The sequence below is a fragment of the Streptomyces sp. F63 genome, from assembly GCF_018070345.1.
In the GTDB taxonomy this organism is placed as follows: Bacteria; Actinomycetota; Actinomycetes; order Streptomycetales; family Streptomycetaceae; genus Streptomyces.
In genome coordinates this window covers 324,043-339,177 of record NZ_JAGPXX010000002.1, presented here as the reverse complement: position 1 = coordinate 339,177, position 15,135 = coordinate 324,043, and the positions used below count along the sequence as shown (strand labels likewise).

At 74.5% G+C, this 15,135-nt stretch carries 10 protein-coding genes; 5 read left to right on the top strand and 5 right to left on the bottom strand.

What is annotated here, in order from left to right:
- Window positions 1–64 precede the first annotated feature (64 nt).
- Both orn and KBZ10_RS03470 read right to left on the bottom strand, forming a co-directional pair.
- The gene (gene orn, locus KBZ10_RS03475) at window positions 65–667 is read right to left on the bottom strand and encodes an oligoribonuclease (protein WP_210985962.1); all 603 of its coding nucleotides are present in this window, start codon (window positions 665–667) and stop codon (window positions 65–67) included.
- Window positions 668–672: 5 nt separating this feature from the next.
- A complete protein-coding gene (locus KBZ10_RS03470) occupies window positions 673–2,007 on the bottom strand; it encodes a helix-turn-helix domain-containing protein (protein ID WP_210985961.1) in 1,335 nt (444 codons plus the stop codon).
- Window positions 2,008–2,837: 830 nt separating this feature from the next.
- On the opposite strand from KBZ10_RS03470, the gene KBZ10_RS03465 reads away from it, so the two are divergent.
- The gene (locus KBZ10_RS03465) at window positions 2,838–3,359 is read left to right on the top strand and encodes a universal stress protein (protein WP_210985960.1); all 522 of its coding nucleotides are present in this window, start codon (window positions 2,838–2,840) and stop codon (window positions 3,357–3,359) included.
- 720 nt (window positions 3,360–4,079) lie between these two features.
- On the opposite strand, the gene glmS is transcribed toward KBZ10_RS03465, so the two are convergent.
- The 3 genes from glmS to KBZ10_RS03450 form a co-directional block, all read right to left on the bottom strand.
- Complete coding sequence (gene glmS, locus KBZ10_RS03460) at window positions 4,080–5,939, bottom strand: glutamine--fructose-6-phosphate transaminase (isomerizing) (RefSeq protein WP_210985959.1); 1,860 nt, start codon at window positions 5,937–5,939, stop codon at window positions 4,080–4,082.
- A gap of 209 nt (window positions 5,940–6,148) precedes the next feature.
- Window positions 6,149–6,424: a hypothetical protein gene (locus tag KBZ10_RS03455; protein ID WP_210985958.1), complete on the bottom strand. Its 276-nt coding sequence runs from the start codon at window positions 6,422–6,424 to the stop codon at window positions 6,149–6,151.
- 87 nt (window positions 6,425–6,511) lie between these two features.
- The gene (locus KBZ10_RS03450; protein ID WP_210985957.1) at window positions 6,512–7,489 is read right to left on the bottom strand and encodes a DUF4429 domain-containing protein; all 978 of its coding nucleotides are present in this window, start codon (window positions 7,487–7,489) and stop codon (window positions 6,512–6,514) included.
- A gap of 443 nt (window positions 7,490–7,932) precedes the next feature.
- Between KBZ10_RS03450 and KBZ10_RS03445 the strand changes: the two genes are divergently transcribed.
- From KBZ10_RS03445 to KBZ10_RS03430, 4 genes are all read left to right on the top strand, one after another.
- The gene (locus KBZ10_RS03445) at window positions 7,933–9,606 is read left to right on the top strand and encodes a family 20 glycosylhydrolase (RefSeq protein WP_210985956.1); all 1,674 of its coding nucleotides are present in this window, start codon (window positions 7,933–7,935) and stop codon (window positions 9,604–9,606) included.
- 713 nt (window positions 9,607–10,319) lie between these two features.
- Entirely contained in the window at window positions 10,320–11,339 is a 1,020-nt protein-coding gene (locus KBZ10_RS03440) for a hypothetical protein (RefSeq protein ID WP_210985955.1), read from the top strand.
- Window positions 11,336–13,693 (top strand): hypothetical protein, encoded by a 2,358-nt coding sequence (locus tag KBZ10_RS03435; RefSeq protein ID WP_247701724.1) that lies wholly within the window; start codon window positions 11,336–11,338, stop codon window positions 13,691–13,693. Before KBZ10_RS03440 ends, KBZ10_RS03435 begins: the two co-directional genes overlap by 4 nt.
- The gene (locus KBZ10_RS03430; RefSeq protein ID WP_210985954.1) at window positions 13,690–15,114 is read left to right on the top strand and encodes a hypothetical protein; all 1,425 of its coding nucleotides are present in this window, start codon (window positions 13,690–13,692) and stop codon (window positions 15,112–15,114) included. Before KBZ10_RS03435 ends, KBZ10_RS03430 begins: the two co-directional genes overlap by 4 nt.
- Window positions 15,115–15,135 lie beyond the last annotated feature (21 nt).

Sequence of the window (15,135 nt, the reverse complement as noted above, 5' to 3'; positions counted from 1 at the left end):
AGGGGCGCTCGCGCCAGGCTTTGCGCGGGAGCCCCCGGGGCCCCGGGGGCTCCCGCGGGACGGCTCAGCCCGCCGGGAGCCGGTGCTTCGCCGCGATGGTCTTGGCGGTTGCCGAGTCCGGGCCGGGTGGCGGCACGAAGACCGCCTCCCGGTAGTAGCGGAGCTCGGCGATGCTCTCCCGGATGTCCGCCAGCGCCCGGTGGTTGCCGCTCTTCTCCGGGCTGTTGAAGTACGCCCGGGGGAACCAGCGCCGGGCCAGCTCCTTCACGGAGGACACGTCCACGATCCGGTAGTGGAGATAGCTCTCCAGGTCCGGCATGTCCCGGGAGAGGAAGCCCCGGTCGGTGCCGACGGAGTTGCCGCACAGCGGGGCCCGGCCGCGCTCCGGCACGTGCTCGCGGACATAGCGGAGCACCTGCCGCTGCGCCTCCTCCAGCGTCGTCCCGCCGTCGAGCTCGGCGAGCAGGCCGGAGGCGGTGTGCATCTCGCGCACCACCTCCGGCATGGTGGTCAGCGCCTCCGCCGGCGGACGGATCACGATGTCCACCCCCTCGCCCAGCACGTTCAGCTCCGAGTCGGTGACCAGCGCGGCCACCTCGATCAGAGCGTCGTCGGCCAGCGAGAGGCCGGTCATCTCGCAGTCGATCCACACCATGCGGTCGTTCATGCGCCTCACCCTACGGGGCGGTCGCGCTGACCGGGCACGGAGGACCGTCCCACCGCCCGTCCGCCCTGCTCGGCGAGCCGCCCCGCGTACGTCTCCGCCTCCGGCAGGGAGGGTTCCCCGGCCGGTGAGCCGTGGCCGCCCTGCTGCGCGGCGTTCGCGCGGCGCAGGGCCGCCAGCGAGGCGGCGGCGGACGCCGGCCCGTCCGGACGCGGGTCGGCCCCCATCGGCCGGTCGGGCCGGTCGGGCCGGTCCGGACGGTCGGGTCTGTCGGGACGCTCCAGGCGCTCCGGCCGGTCGGGGCGCTCCGCCCGCTCGGCCGCGGACTGGGGCCGCCGGGCCCGGTAGGCCGCCCGGTACGCCGCGGGGGAGGACCCGAGCTGGCGGCGGAAGTGCCCGCGCAGCGCGACGGGTGAGCGGAAGCCGCACCGGCCCGCGACCTCGTCCACGGAGTAGTCGGACGTCTCCAGGAGCCGCTGCGCCTGGAGCACCCGCTGCGTGATCAGCCACTGCAGCGGGGCGCTCCCGGTGAGCGACCGGAACCGCCGGTCGAAGGTCCGCCGGCTCATGTAGGCGCGCGCGGCGAGGGTCTCCACGTCGAACTGCTCGTGGAGATGCTCCAGCGCCCAGGCGACGACCTCCGCGAGCGGGTCGGCGCCGATCTCCTCCGGTAAAGACCTGTCGAGGTAGCGCTCCTGCCCGCCGGTGCGCCGGGGTGGCACCACCAGGCGCCGCGCGAGCGCTCCGGCGGCCTCGGCCCCGTGGTCGGTCCGCACGATGTGCAGACAGAGATCGATGCCCGCCGCCGTTCCGGCGGAGGTGAGGACGTCCCCGTCGTCGACGAACAGCTCCCGCGGGTCCACATGGACCGACGGGTACCGCTTGGCGAGCGTCGGTGCGTACATCCAGTGCGTCGTGGCGGGCCGGCCGTCGAGCAGCCCGGCCGCGGCCAGGACGAAGGCGCCCGTGCACAGCCCGACGATCCGGGCGCCCTCCTCATGGGCCCTGCGCAGCCCCTGCAGCGCCTCCTGGGGCGGTGGCGAGGTGATGGACCGCCAAGCCGGCACGACGACGGTCCCGGCGCGCGCGAGCGCCTCCAGGCCGTACGGCGCGGTCAGCTCGAGTCCGCCGGTCGTCCGCAGCGGGGCCTCTTCACCGGCGCACACCAGAAGCCGGTAGCGGGGGACGCCGGCGTCCTGGCGGTCGATACCGAATACGGAAAGCGGGATGGAGCTTTCGAATATGGGGCCGCCGCTGAAGAGCAGCACTGCGACGATCTCCCGGCGGCGGCGGCCGGAAAGCTTCCGGGCAGCCTCCGGTACGGTCGTGGAGTCCTGGCTCATGGCACTAAGCCCCCCTCGGTGGTCGCGGCTCCTCGATGGTGTCGAACCTGCACGTTTCCCCTCGGTCCTGCACGAGTCCCCCGCCGTGAATGGCCAAGATCGAATCTACTGTGTCCCATGTGGTCGGCGAGACAAGTTCACCACCCACCGCTAAGTCGACATGGCAACTTGGCGTAAAGCATTCGATCACGAAGCGTCGCACTCGATGGCGCCGGTGGGAAGTGGGCCCTGTGGCCAACACGCCGCCGCCGTACGGGGCGAGAGCGGTTCGCGGCTCTTTCTTCGCAGGTGGGAAGGGGGTTGGGGGCGGGGTTCGGCGAAGGGTGCACCGCAGCGCCAAGTTGGCCGAAAAGAACTGGGATCAGGAGTTCGAGTCAGGTGGGTGTACGGGACGCGCCGGGCGCGCGCGTGTGCGCCCGCCGTGCGCCCCCTCGCCGTGCGGCGCCGGCTCTCCGTCCGCCGCCGTCCGGGCGTTTCCGTGCGACCGGACACGGAGTCCGCCGCGGAGTCGGGCGCGCCGCCTTTCCAGGCCGTCCGCCGGCCTCGCGCGGTCCCGCCGCCGCGCCGGACCGGCCGGGCCGGGTACGCCGCCGACCAGCAGGCATTGCGCTACGGGCCCGCCTCCGGCATGCTCCCGGCAAGCCGCAACCAGCGGCTGCGCCGGTTGCCGGTCCCGGGCCGCCGGGTGGCAGGGCCTGGGCAGGCGGGGGAACTCGCCGTACCCTTGGGGCAAGGGCTTGGGAAGTAGATTCCCGGACTATCCGCCCCCGCGACCGCTCGGCCGCCAACCGCCGCTCCCTCCGCAGAGGACGTTCTTCGCCGAGATACCGATGGCCGGTCACGAGATCCCCGAACCCGCCGACCGCAAGCAGGTCGCCGATCCCCTGGCGGACCTGGAAGCGGCGGACGAGACGCGCCAGTCCTGCGATCCCGCCTTCCGGCACGGTGTCGTGGTCGGCTTCGACGGCTCCACCTCCAGTGAGCGGGCCCTGGCCTACGCCATCGGCATGGCCCGGCGCACCGGCAGCGGTCTGATCATCGTTCATGTGGCCAACCGGCTGCCGACCACCGTCTGGGCGGGCTGCGAGCCCCCGGTCTTCGTCGATGTGCCGGACCACCGCACCGAGGTCCTCGGCCTGGAGCTGGCCTGCGCGGACCACCTCGCCGAGGTGCCGTGGATCCTCGTCGAACGGGGCGGCGACATCTGCCACGAACTGGAGGAGGTCGGCCGGGAGTACGCGGCCGACGCCATCGTGGTGGGGACCACACACGGGCTGGCCGGCCGGATCTTCGGCTCGGTCGCCGGGCGGCTGACACGCCGCGCCCGGCGGCCCGTCGTCACCGTGCCCTGACCGGGGCGGGGACCGGTTCCCGCCACCGCTCCGGCCGGGGGCCGCGACGGCCCTCGCCGGCCCGGTCCCGGGGCTGCGCCCGGTCCCTCGCCGGGTCCCCTCGCCCGGTCCCCCGCCCCGCTCCGGCCCCGGCCGCGACGGCTTCCCGTCCGCCCCGGTCCGGAGCCGCGACCGGTGTCCTCCTCTGCCCCGCGGCGGGGGCGCACCCGGCGCGGGGCGTCCGGAACCGCGGTCGCGTACGCGGTGTGCCGGCCGGGACGCGGTGCGCGACGGGGAATGTCCGGAACCCGCCGCGCCCCCCTGCCTCCCAGCGCCCCTTTCGCGCCTCGGGTGCCGCCGCCGTCGCGGCCGGTTTCCGTCACCTGCCGCGGGGCCGCCCGGCGGGCCTCCCGTTCCGGAACCGGCGCCGGGCTCCCGCACCGTGAACGGCGGCCGGGGAGCGGAGCGCGTACCGCGCGGACATGCGGAAACTACTCGCACGTATGAGTGAAATCGGCCCCGGTGGCGGGTACTTGACCGGTGAAGTACTGCCGCCTTCCGGACGTGACGGTCACCGGTGGGCGGCATCCGGGCCGGCGCGGAGGGCAGCGCGGGCCCCGGGGGAGACCGCCCCCGCGCGTACGGTGGCACGCGCGGGGGCCGGCCCCGTCCGAGCGCGGGGGCCGTCAACCGCCCGAACCGGTGGCGTCACTCCGCCGTGGACGGCCGCCTCACTCCGCCTCACTCCACCGTCACGGACTTGGCCAGGTTGCGCGGCTTGTCGATGTCCCGGCCCAGGGCCAGCGCCGAGTGGTAGGCCAGGAGCTGGAGCGGGATGCCCATCAGGACCGGGTCCAGCTCGTCCTCGTTCTTGGGCACCACGATCGTGTGATCGGCCTTCTCCTGCTCCTGGTGCGCCACCGCGAGGATACGGCCGCTGCGGGCCTTGATCTCCTCCAGCGTGGCGCGGTTCTTCTCCAGCAGGTCGTCGTCCGGGACGATCGCGACCGTCGGCACGGCCGGCTCGATCAGGGCCAGCGGGCCGTGCTTGAGCTCGGACGCCGGATACGCCTCGGCGTGGACGTAACTGACCTCCTTGAGCTTCAGGGAGGCCTCGCGGGCCACCGGGAAGCCCCGCACGCGGCCGACGAACATCATGCTCTTCGCGTTCGCGTACTCCGCGGCCAGCCCCGCGATCCGCTCCTCGCCGCGCAGGATCTCCGCGATCTGCTCGGGGAGGCGGCGCAAGCCGGCGATGATCCGCTTGCCGTCGGCGACGGAGAGGTCGCGGATGCGGCCGAGGTGGAGGGCGAGCAGGGCGAAGGCCACGGCCGTGTTGGTGAAGCACTTGGTGGAGACGACGCAGACCTCCGGGCCGGCGTGGACGTAGACGCCGCCGTCCGTCTCCCGGGCGATGGCGCTGCCCACGACGTTGACGACCCCGAGCACCCGGGCGCCCTTGCGCTTCAGCTCCTGCACGGCGGCGAGGGTGTCGTAGGTCTCGCCGGACTGGCTGACGGCGATGTAGAGGGTGTCCGGGTCCACCACGGCGTTGCGGTAGCGGAACTCGCTGGCCGGCTCGGCGTCCGCCGGGACGCGGGCCAGCTCCTCGATCAGCTGGGCGCCGATCTGCCCCGCGTGGTACGCCGAGCCGCAGCCGAGGATCTTGACCCGGCGGACGGCGCGGGCTTCGCGGGCGTCGAGGTTGAGACCGCCGAGGTGGACGGTGGCGAAACGGTCGTCGATCCGGCCGCGCAGCACCCGGTCGACGGCGTCGGCCTGCTCGGTGATCTCCTTGTGCATGTAGGTGTCGTGGCCGCCCATGTCGTAGGACTCCGCCTCCCACTCCACGGTGGTCGGGGCGGCGGAGGTGCGGCTGCCCTCGGTGGTGCAGGTGCGGTAGTCGTCGGCCTTGACGGTGGCCATCTCGCCGTCGTCCAGGGTGACGACCTGACGGGTGTGCCTGACCAGCGCGGCCACGTCCGAGGAGACGAACATCTCCTTCTCGCCGATGCCGAGGACGACGGGGGAGCCGTTGCGGGCGACGACGATCCGGTCCGGGAAGGCGGCGTGCAGCACGGCGATGCCGTAGGTGCCGTCGACCATCCGGAGGGCGCCGCGGACCTTCTCCTCCAGGGTCTCGGAGGGATCGCGGCCGATGAGGTGGGCGAGGACCTCGGAGTCCGTCTCGGAGCTGAACTCGACGCCGTCGGCGATGAGTTTGGCGCGCAGTTCGGAAGCGTTGTCGATGATGCCGTTGTGGACGAGGGCGACCTGGCCGGTGGCGTCCAGGTGCGGGTGCGCGTTCTCGTCGTTCGGGGCGCCGTGGGTGGCCCAGCGGGTGTGGGCGATGCCGGTGGTGCCGGAGAAGCGCTTGGGGAGGCGGGCCTCCAGATCGCGTACCCGGCCCTTGGCCTTGGCGGTCTTCAGGGCGCCGGCTTGTGCGGGCCCGCCCGCCTTCCCGGACCCGCCGGCCTTCCCGGCCTTGGCGCCGATGGCGATGCCCGCCGAGTCGTAGCCCCGGTACTCCAGCCGCTGCAGTCCTTCCAGCAGCAGCGGGGCCGCGTCTCGCTGACCGATGTAACCGACGATTCCACACATGGATGTACCTCAGACCCTCGTTGTCGTGCGCGTGCCGCGGCTGCCGGCCGCGGGGTGCGTTCCGGTCCGGTGGCGGGCTGTTCCGCTGTGCCCCGGCCCGGCCCGGCCCGCACCGCTTCCGAAGTGCTCGGCTCCGCCCGTCCGTGCGACTGCCCGTCCGCCCGCTCCGCTCGCGATGCCGGGGGGCAGAGGCGGCGGAGACCGTCGGCTCAGCCGTAGATCACGCGGCGGAGCTGCCTCAGGGAGAGTTCGGGGGGCGCCACCGCGCGGTGCGGCAGTTCCGCCGCGATCCGGTCGTAGATCGCCGCGTTGGCCAGCCCGGCGGACCGCAGTTCGCGGTGGCGGCGGCGGACGAAGTCCTCGACCGTCTCGTCGAAGTACGCCAGCACGTCCAGCACCACCCGGACCGCTTCGCCGCGCCGGAGCGGCGTGGAGCGGACCAGGTGATCGACGAGGTCGTCGTGGGACGCGGGGCGTTCGAGCATGCGTCGATAGTGGCCGCGCACGCCATGATTTCGCAAGAAATCTGCCCGGAATCGGGCAGGGGTTGCCGGAATGGGGTCGGGGAAACGTTAAAAGCGGTCGAGTACCGCCTTCTTGGCCGCCGTGAACTCCTCGTCGGTGAGGACTCCCGCCTGACGCAGTTCGCCCAGCTCCCGGAGTCGCCGCAGCAGTGCGTCGTGGTCCTCGCCGCCCGGGCTCCGGGGAGCCGGCGCTGGGGCGGGTCCCGGCGCCGCGGCGGGCTCCGGCGTCTTGGTCAGGGCCACGGCGCGAGGGGAGCCGAGCGTGCCGGCCCCGTCCCCGCTCCGCCCCTGCCCGGCGGCGGTCCCGGGCGCGGCCGGATGGGGCAGCCGGGCGGCCACGGCCGCGGCGACCAGGGCCATCAGCGGGTCCTTGCGGAAGCCGTACAGATCGACGGCGTACGGGTCGTGCTTGGCCGGCATGCGGCTGCCGCCCGCCACGGCGCCCGAGCCCTTCGGCAGGAAGCGGAGGTAGCCGTTCTCCAGCCCGGCGGACGGTGACCACTCCACCGCCTCCACATCGCGCAGGGCGAGGGCGCGGGGTCCGCCGGACTTCTTGGACTCGTCCGTCTTCCAGTTCCACTCCAGCCGGATCTGCTCGCCGTCGAAGGAGGCCGTGCCGTCCCCGGCGCTCGCGGACAGCGGCACGGAGGGGCCGGGCAGCAGATAGCGGTCGGTGGGGCCGGAGGGCACCTGCTCCAGGAGGAGGGCGTTGCGCACCTCGTCGACGAAGTACCCGGCGAGGTCGGCGCGTCCGGACTCCACGGCCAGCTGGTAGGGGTCGTTGGCGCCGTCCAGCTTGCCGCCGGTGACCTGGAGCAGCGGGTCGGCGCCGTGGCGGAGCCGCAGCCGCAGCCGGCCGCCCTTGCGTCCCGGCTCGTGCGAGACCCCGGCCACGGCCGCGAGGGGGACGGCCAGTTCACCGAGGGTCCGGCGCAGCAGGCTGACGCTCTTCTCGTGCCCGGGCACGATCCGCACGGTCTCGCCGTCGAAGGTCCAGGTGCCGTCCCGCTGGGTGATTTCCGCCATGGGCCGATTCTGTCAAATGGCGAGCGGGAGGCGGTGGTTCGGCCGGACTCCGCTGCCCGGTTCCCGCGCTCGGCTCTCGCGTCGGGCTCCCGCGCGGGGTTCCGCCGCCGTCCGGTTCCCGCGTCCGGTTCCCGCGTCCGGTTCCCGCGTCCGGTTCCCGCGCCGGGTCCCCGTGTGTGGCTCCGCCGCCGGGTGCCGCCCCGGCGCTGTTGCCCAACTGCGCCGCGCCAGGGCGCCGTTCGCCTCCCCTCCGCGGGGGTGCGGGGTCCCGCGGGCCCGGGCCCCGGGGCGGTGGGACCGCGCCCGGGCGACCGGGAGCGGCGGCGCGGAATTGGTCTACACCTAAATTGGTCTACACCCTTGACCTCGCTCGGGTGCGCCGGTCTCATGGGACCCGTCGGTCGCTCCACCCACACGGACAGACACCGTCGAAAGGGATCGTCGTGCGACGAACTGGCGCACCCAGCAAACAACCCCGAAGCATCGCGAGAGTCCTCTGCGCGTTCCTGCTCGTGGCCACGGGCGGAGCCGTGGCCACCGGAACCGCCTCGGCCGCGCCGGAGCGCGGCACCGAGGCCGCCCCGGCCGCCGGCTTCGACCGGCTCGTGCCCGCGCCCGCCTCCGTGCGGGCCGGCGGCAAGCCGTACCGGATCGGCCCCAAGACCCTGATCCGGGTGGACCGTTCGCGCGAGAGCCGGAAGATCGGCGAGCAGCTCGCCTCGGTGCTGCGCCCGTCCACCGGCTACCGGCTGCCGGTCACCACGCGGCCCGGGCGCGGCGGCATCGACCTGCGGCTCGGCGCCGCGGGCGGGGCCGGGAAGGCCGCCCGGGACGGTGCGGAGGCGAAGGGCGCCGAGGGGAAGGGCGCGGCCGCTGCCGAGGGCTACCGGCTGCGCTCCACGCCCGCCGGCGTCACCATCACCGCCCCGCGCCACGCGGGCCTGTTCCGGGGCGTGCAGACGCTCCGTCAGCTGCTCCCCGGGCGGGTGGAGGCGGACAGCCGGCAGCCCGGCCCGTGGACGGTCCCCGGCGGTACCGTCACCGACGCGCCGCGCTTCGCGTACCGGGGCGCGATGCTGGACGTCTCCCGGCACTTCTTCACCGTCGAGCAGGTCAAGCGCTACATCGACCAGATGGCGCTCTACAAGATCAACAAGCTGCATCTGCACCTCTCCGACGACCAGGGCTGGCGGATCGCCATCGACTCCTGGCCCCGGCTGGCCACCTACGGCGGCACCACGGAGGTCGGCGGCGGCACCGGCGGCTACTACACCAAGGACGACTACCGCGAGATCCTCGCGTATGCGGCCGAGCGGTATCTGGAGGTCGTCCCGGAGATCGACATGCCGGGCCACACCAACGCCGCCCTGGCCTCCTACGCGGAGCTGAACTGCGACGGCGTCGCCCCGCCGCTCTACACCGGCATCGAGGTCGGCTTCAGTTCGCTCTGCGTGGACAAGGAGATCACCTACGACTTCGTCGACGACGTGGTGCGCGAACTCGCCGAGCTGACGCCCGGCCGCTACCTCCACATCGGCGGCGACGAGGCCCACGCCACCCCGCACGAGGACTACGTGGCGTTCATGGACCGCGCGCAGGAGATCGTGGGCCGGTACGGCAAGACCGTCGTCGGCTGGCACCAGATCACCGGGGCGAACCCGGTCGAGGGCGCCGTCGCCCAGTACTGGGGCACGACCGGCACCGAGCCGGAGGTCGCCGAGGCGGCCAACAACGGCACTCCCGTGATCCTTTCGCCCGCCAACCGCGCCTACCTCGACATGAAGTACGACGAGAACACCCCGCTCGGCCTGAGCTGGGCCGGTTACGTCGAGGCGCGGCAGTCCTACGACTGGGACCCGGGCAGCTACCTCCAGGGTGTGGCGGAGGACAAGATCCTCGGCGTCGAGGCGCCGATGTGGTCCGAGACGCTGGAGACCAACGACCACATCGAGTTCATGGCCTTCCCCCGCCTCCCGGGCATCGCGGAGCTGGGCTGGTCCCCGGCCGCCACGCACGACTGGGCGGACTACCGGCAGCGCATCGCCGCCCACGGCCCCCGCTGGGACGCCCTGGGCATCGACTACTACCGCTCCCCGCAGATCCCCTGGGCGGACTGAGCGACTGTCCCCGCTCGGTGGGCGCCCCGCGGTTCGCGCGGGGCGCCCACCGGCTCGTGGGGCCGGCGGAGGGGCAGGGGTCCTCGGGGCGCCTGCCCCTCCGTGTGTTCCGCCGGCTTCGCGACGACCTCCGGCACGTCGGCCTGGGCCGCGCCGGGGGCCCCGGCATCATCCCGCCGCAGACCCTTAGCGGTTGAGACGGCTGTGGTTCGAGGTCCTGCCCGGAATTTCACTCCATCGTGTGAGTAACCCTCAACTTCCTTGTTGTGCAACCCCGGTGCTGCTGAGAGTGGCCACACCGCGAGGGTGCGCCCTCAGCGGTCGGAAGGCTGCGCACGGGGGGGCCGAAAGTGAATGCACTCGAACGGAATCACCCATTCCGTAACGCGCCGGTTGTTGCCGGCGCGGCCAGCCGCGGCGTGCCGCCTCCCCGCGAGAACCGCTCCGTCCGGGACGCCAGGAGCGAGGCACCGCCCGAGGGGACGGGCCCGTGACCCCCGCCCCCGCCCCCGCCCCCGGCGTGCCCCGGCCGGTGCCCGCCCCCGCGGACGGGCGGCCGCCCGCACCGGCGCGCGGAGGGCGGAACCGGGCACGGCGCGGAGCGCGCCCCGGAGCGCGGGCGAAGTTTTCCGCGCCGACTGTGTAAACGACTACATCGCCGTGCGCGGTTCACGGCCACGTTGGTATGCGGCACCACGGCACAGGGGGATCGGGTGAACACAGCGGGAGCGGTCAACAGGCTCGTCGTCTTCGGTGACGCCTGCGGCTCGGGCAAGCTCGGCATGCACGCGAAGAGACGGATGCGCGACGGGATGTACGCCGCGTTCGGCGAGGCGTACGCCTCGGTGGACGTCGAACCCGGACGCCTCCACCAGGAGGACCGGGGGGACGGCATCCTCACCGCCCTCGACCCGGCCGTACCGCCGGCGCTCATGGTCGGGCGCTGGCTGGACACCCTCTACCAGTGCCTGCGCGAGCACAACGCGGGCAGCGCGGAGCGGCTGCGGCTGCGGGTCGGCATGAACGCCGGGCCGGTGATGAACGACGGCCGCGGGCTGGTCGGCCGGGCCGTGGACCTCGCCTGCCGGCTCTGCGACAGCCCGGTGGCCAAGGACATCATGGCCGGTGAGCCCGGCGCGGACCTGCTGCTGGTCGTCTCCGACTGGCTGTACGAGAACGTGGTGTCCGAGGGCGGCCGGTACGTCGAGCCCGAGCACTACCGCAGCGCCCGGGTGCGGTCCAAGGAGACCGACGAGACCGCCTGGTTCCACATCCCCCGGTCGCCCGCGCCCCGGATCCCACCCCGGCCGCCCGCGCCGTCCCGCCCCGCGCCGGCCGAACCGGTTGCCGCCGGCACGCCGTTGGCGGGGACGGCGCCGGAGCAGTCCGGCGGAGGCGGCGGGGGAGGGGGGCGGGCGCGGGGGCGCGCCGGGGCCGGCGCTCCGGGGGCCGCGGGCGGCGCCTCCGGCGGCCCGCCGGAGCGTGACGGGGGCTCGCCGTCCCCGGACGGCGGCCGGCGGATCACGGCCCAGGGCGACCTCCAGTACTTCGAGAAGAACGTGATCCACGGGGGATTCACCGGTATCCGCAAAGGAGCCGAGGCCGCCGCGCCGGAGCGGGAGGCGGAGCCGTCGCAGGGGCCTGCGCGGGGACACGAGGCGGACGCCGTACCGGGCCCGGACGTTCCGGGCCCCGGGAGAGGCACCGCGCGGAACGCCGGTGACGGCGCATGAACGACCAGGACGGGGCCCCCGTCCGGGACGCTCCCGCCGGGGACGCCCCGGCCCGCGACGCTCCCCGCGACACCCCGCGGGACGGCTCACGCCCGGAGTCCTCCCGGGAGGCACCGGAGGAGAACCGGCCCCCGGAGGACGCCCCGGAGCAGCCCGAGGACCGGCGCTTCGACCGGGCCGGGCGCGATCCGCTCGGCGGTTCGGGCGGCACCGGCGGCTCCGGTACGGCGCACGCGGCGCGCCGCACCTTCGCGGCCGGCCGGACGGGGCGGAGCATCAGCTTCGCCACCGACGGCCAGTACTTCGAGGGCAATTACTTCATCAGCCAGTCCGGCGGCGCACCGGCCCTGCTCCAGGGGCCCGTCCACGCCGAGGAGCTGGACCGTCTCACGAGCGTCTACTGCGAGACCGCCGGCTACCAGCGGATGAAGCGCCGCCTGCGCGAGCGCGGTCTGCTGGTGCTGTGCGGGGAGTGCGGCAGCGGCCGTACGGCCACGGCGCTGGCCCTGCTGTCCGAGCTGACCGGCAACCGCGTGATCCGGCTGGACCCCAGCAGCAGGGTCCACGAGATCGAGGAGGTGACCGGCGGCCACGGCCATCTGCTGGAGATCACGCCCGAGGACGAGAACGGGAGCGAGAGCGCCGGAGACGCCCGCCCGGAGCGGGACGGTGGAGCCGGAGGGCGCTCCCGCCCGCGGCGCACCGGCGCCGTCCTCACCGAACTCCACCTGGACCGCCTCCGGGGCAAGCTCGCCGACGCCGGCGCCTGCGGCGTCGTCCTCGTCGGGAGCGGGGATCTCGCGGACCGCATGCTCCGCGGCCGCTACGGCGTGTACTGCCCGCCGCCGCCCGCTGAACAGGTCCTGCTGCGGCACTTGAGGGTCCTGCTGAAGCACGAGCCACCGGAAGCCCTCGGCCGGGCCCTGGAGCTGGCCGCCGCGCCGGACGTCAAGGAGGCCCTCGGCCTGGCCGAGCTGCGCCCCGCGGAGGCGGCGCGCCTCGCCGACCACCTCGCGCGCCGCCTGCGCGGTGAGCTGACACACGGGCAGCTGCTGGAGGACTGCGCGACCTTCGTCCGGGCTCAGGCGCGGTCCTGGTTCGCCGGAGCCGACAACCCGGGCACGCTGCCCGAGGCCCTGCCCTCTCTCGGCACCGCCGCGTTCCGCATCGCCGTCGCCGTCTTCAACGGATCCGCGCACAGCCTGACCGCCGAGGCCGGTGAGCGGCTCGCCGCGGAGATGGCGGCCACCCTCGACCCCGAAGCCGCCGTCGGACGGCGGCTGTTCGGCACCCACGCCGAGGTCCGCCCGGCCGCCGCCCGGGCCGTGGTGGAGGAGGCCGAGCTGGACCTCGGCGACGCCCGGGTGCCGGTGCGGACCATCGGCTTCCAGGGCGACGCCCTGCCCACCGCGGTGCTGCGGGAAGTGTGGCACGGCCACCTCAACGTCCGCGGCCCCCTCGTGCGCTGGCTGCGGTCCCTCTGCGGCGACCCCCGCCCCCAGCTCTGGGTGCGGGCGTCCGTCGCCGCGGGCGTGCTCTGCTCCTGGGACTGGGTCCACGGGGCGGGCGAGCTGATCGGCCCGCTGGCCCGGTCCGACGGCGCGGTGCGGCGGATGGCGGCGGCCACCGCGCTGGCCGAGGCCGCCCGCGAACCCGCCGTGCGGCCCGCCGTCCACGCCCTCCTCAAGGAGTGGGCGGCCGGCGGAGAAGCGGCGCTGGTGAGCACCGCCGTCATGGCGCACGGCTACGGCATGGCCGCCGGTTCCGTCTCCGCCTCGCTCGACGCGCTGGCGCAGCTGGTGCGCACCGAGGAGGACCCGGAGCTGACGGCCCTGGCCGCCTTCAGCGCCGCCCGGCTGCTGGCGGGGCCCGAGCCGGACACCGTCGTGCGGCGCCTCGCCGACTGGCTGCTGAGCGGACGGACGGAGACGGCCGACCTCGTCCTGCTGACCGTCATCAAGGCCCTCGGAACCCGCGCCACCTTCCTGTGGGGCCTGCACGACACGGCCGAACGGGCCGCCCGCCACGACCGGAAACCGCTGGCCCTCGCGGTGCCGGCGGCCCATCCGGAGCTCGCCGGCGCCATCGCGGCCCTGGTGCGGCACACCCTGTCGACCGCCCGCTCCGGACAGGCGGCGCTCGACACCCTCGGCACCCTGCTGCGCCGCTCGGCCGGTGACGCGGAGCAGTGCGAACTCGCCTGCGATCTGCTGCGCCGCATCGCGGTGGAGCGCAGGGACCGCGACCGGCTGCGCCATCTCCTGGCCGGCCTGGTCCGCGACCGCGACGAACCCCTGGACAAGGACGACGCCCGTCTGATGTGGGACGCGGTGGGAGAAGGAGGCGGGAGATGACCACGGCAGAGCCTGCCGCCGGCACGGGCGGGGCGGAGGACGGGCAGCTGAAGGGGCGTCAGGCAGGCCCGCTGGTGCGGGAGTGCCGGCCGCCCTACACGCGGCGGAGCGGCCAGATCGCCGCCGTGCTGCTGTACGGCAACGGCGGGCACAGCGTGCTGTGGCCGGACCACCGGGAGGACCGGGACAAGCCCTGGTTCCGCGAGCCGTTCACCGTCTTCGAGGTGCTCCTCGGCCGCAATGTGACGGTGTTCGAGCTGCGGCTCCCGGCCGCCGGCGACGCGCAGTTCTTCGACGCCCGGGCCGAGGTGCACTGGGAGGTGGAGGACCCGTACACCGTCGTCGGCAAACGCGTCTGGGACCTGCGCGAACTGCTGGAGGGGGAACTGCTCCACGGACTGCGCCAGGTGTCGCGCCGGTTCCGGCTGACGGAGGCCCAGCGGGCCGACGAGGCGGTGCAGGCGGAGCTGGCGGCGGGCCACCTGGAGCTCGGCCACGACCTCGGACTGCGGATCAGGACCCGGGTGTTCATCGACCTCAGCGATCCGATCCGGCAGCGGCTCGGCGAGCGCGACGCGATCCACCTCGACATGACGACGGAGGAGGCGCAGGCGGAGGCCGAACGCCGCCGGGAGGCACACCAGCGCTGGCTCGCCCGGGACCGGGCCGCCGAGCTGGAATCCGTGCTGAGGCGGGGCGAAGAGGCCGAGATCATCTATCACATGGCCCGGAATCCCGAGAAGGAGTGGGAGATCCGCCAGGCGATCCGGGAGGAGAAACGGCAGGGCCAGGCCGACTTCATCCAGCTCTTCAACCGGCTGATCGACCGGGGGATCCTGGAGCGCCACGACATCGACGACGGCATGTACGAGGTGCTCCAGCATCTGCGGGAGAGCACCGGCGGGGTGCTCGGCGGGGTCACCGACCGGGTGCTGTCCCCCGGGCGCGGCCGGCGGGAGCCGGAGGACGGCCCGCGCCCCGGGCGCCGGGGCCGGTACCGGGAGGAGCTGCCGAGTCACTTCCCGGACGAGGACGAGGACGAGGACGAGGCCCGGGCCGGGGCCGGCGGCGGGAGCCGCGACCGCGACGGCGGCGGGGACCGCGACGGCCGCCGGGGCCGCGCCGGGCACCGGGACCGGGACGGATACGGCGACCAGGACGCGCCCCGCGTCCCGTACTCCGACGGCCCGTACCCCGACGACCGCCACCCCGGGGGCCGGTACCTCCCGCCCGAGCCGGAGCTGCCGCCGTGGGACGAGGAACCGCGGGTCCACCGCCCGACGCGCGTCGAGTCCTCCGCCGAACGGGCCCGGGAGGAACGCCGCGCGCGCGAGGAGCAGCGCGAACGCGAGGAGCAGTGGGGCGGCGCCCGCCGCCACACCCCGCCCAGCGCCGACTTCGACGACTGGGACGACACATGAGCACCCGGACGAGGCCGGCGG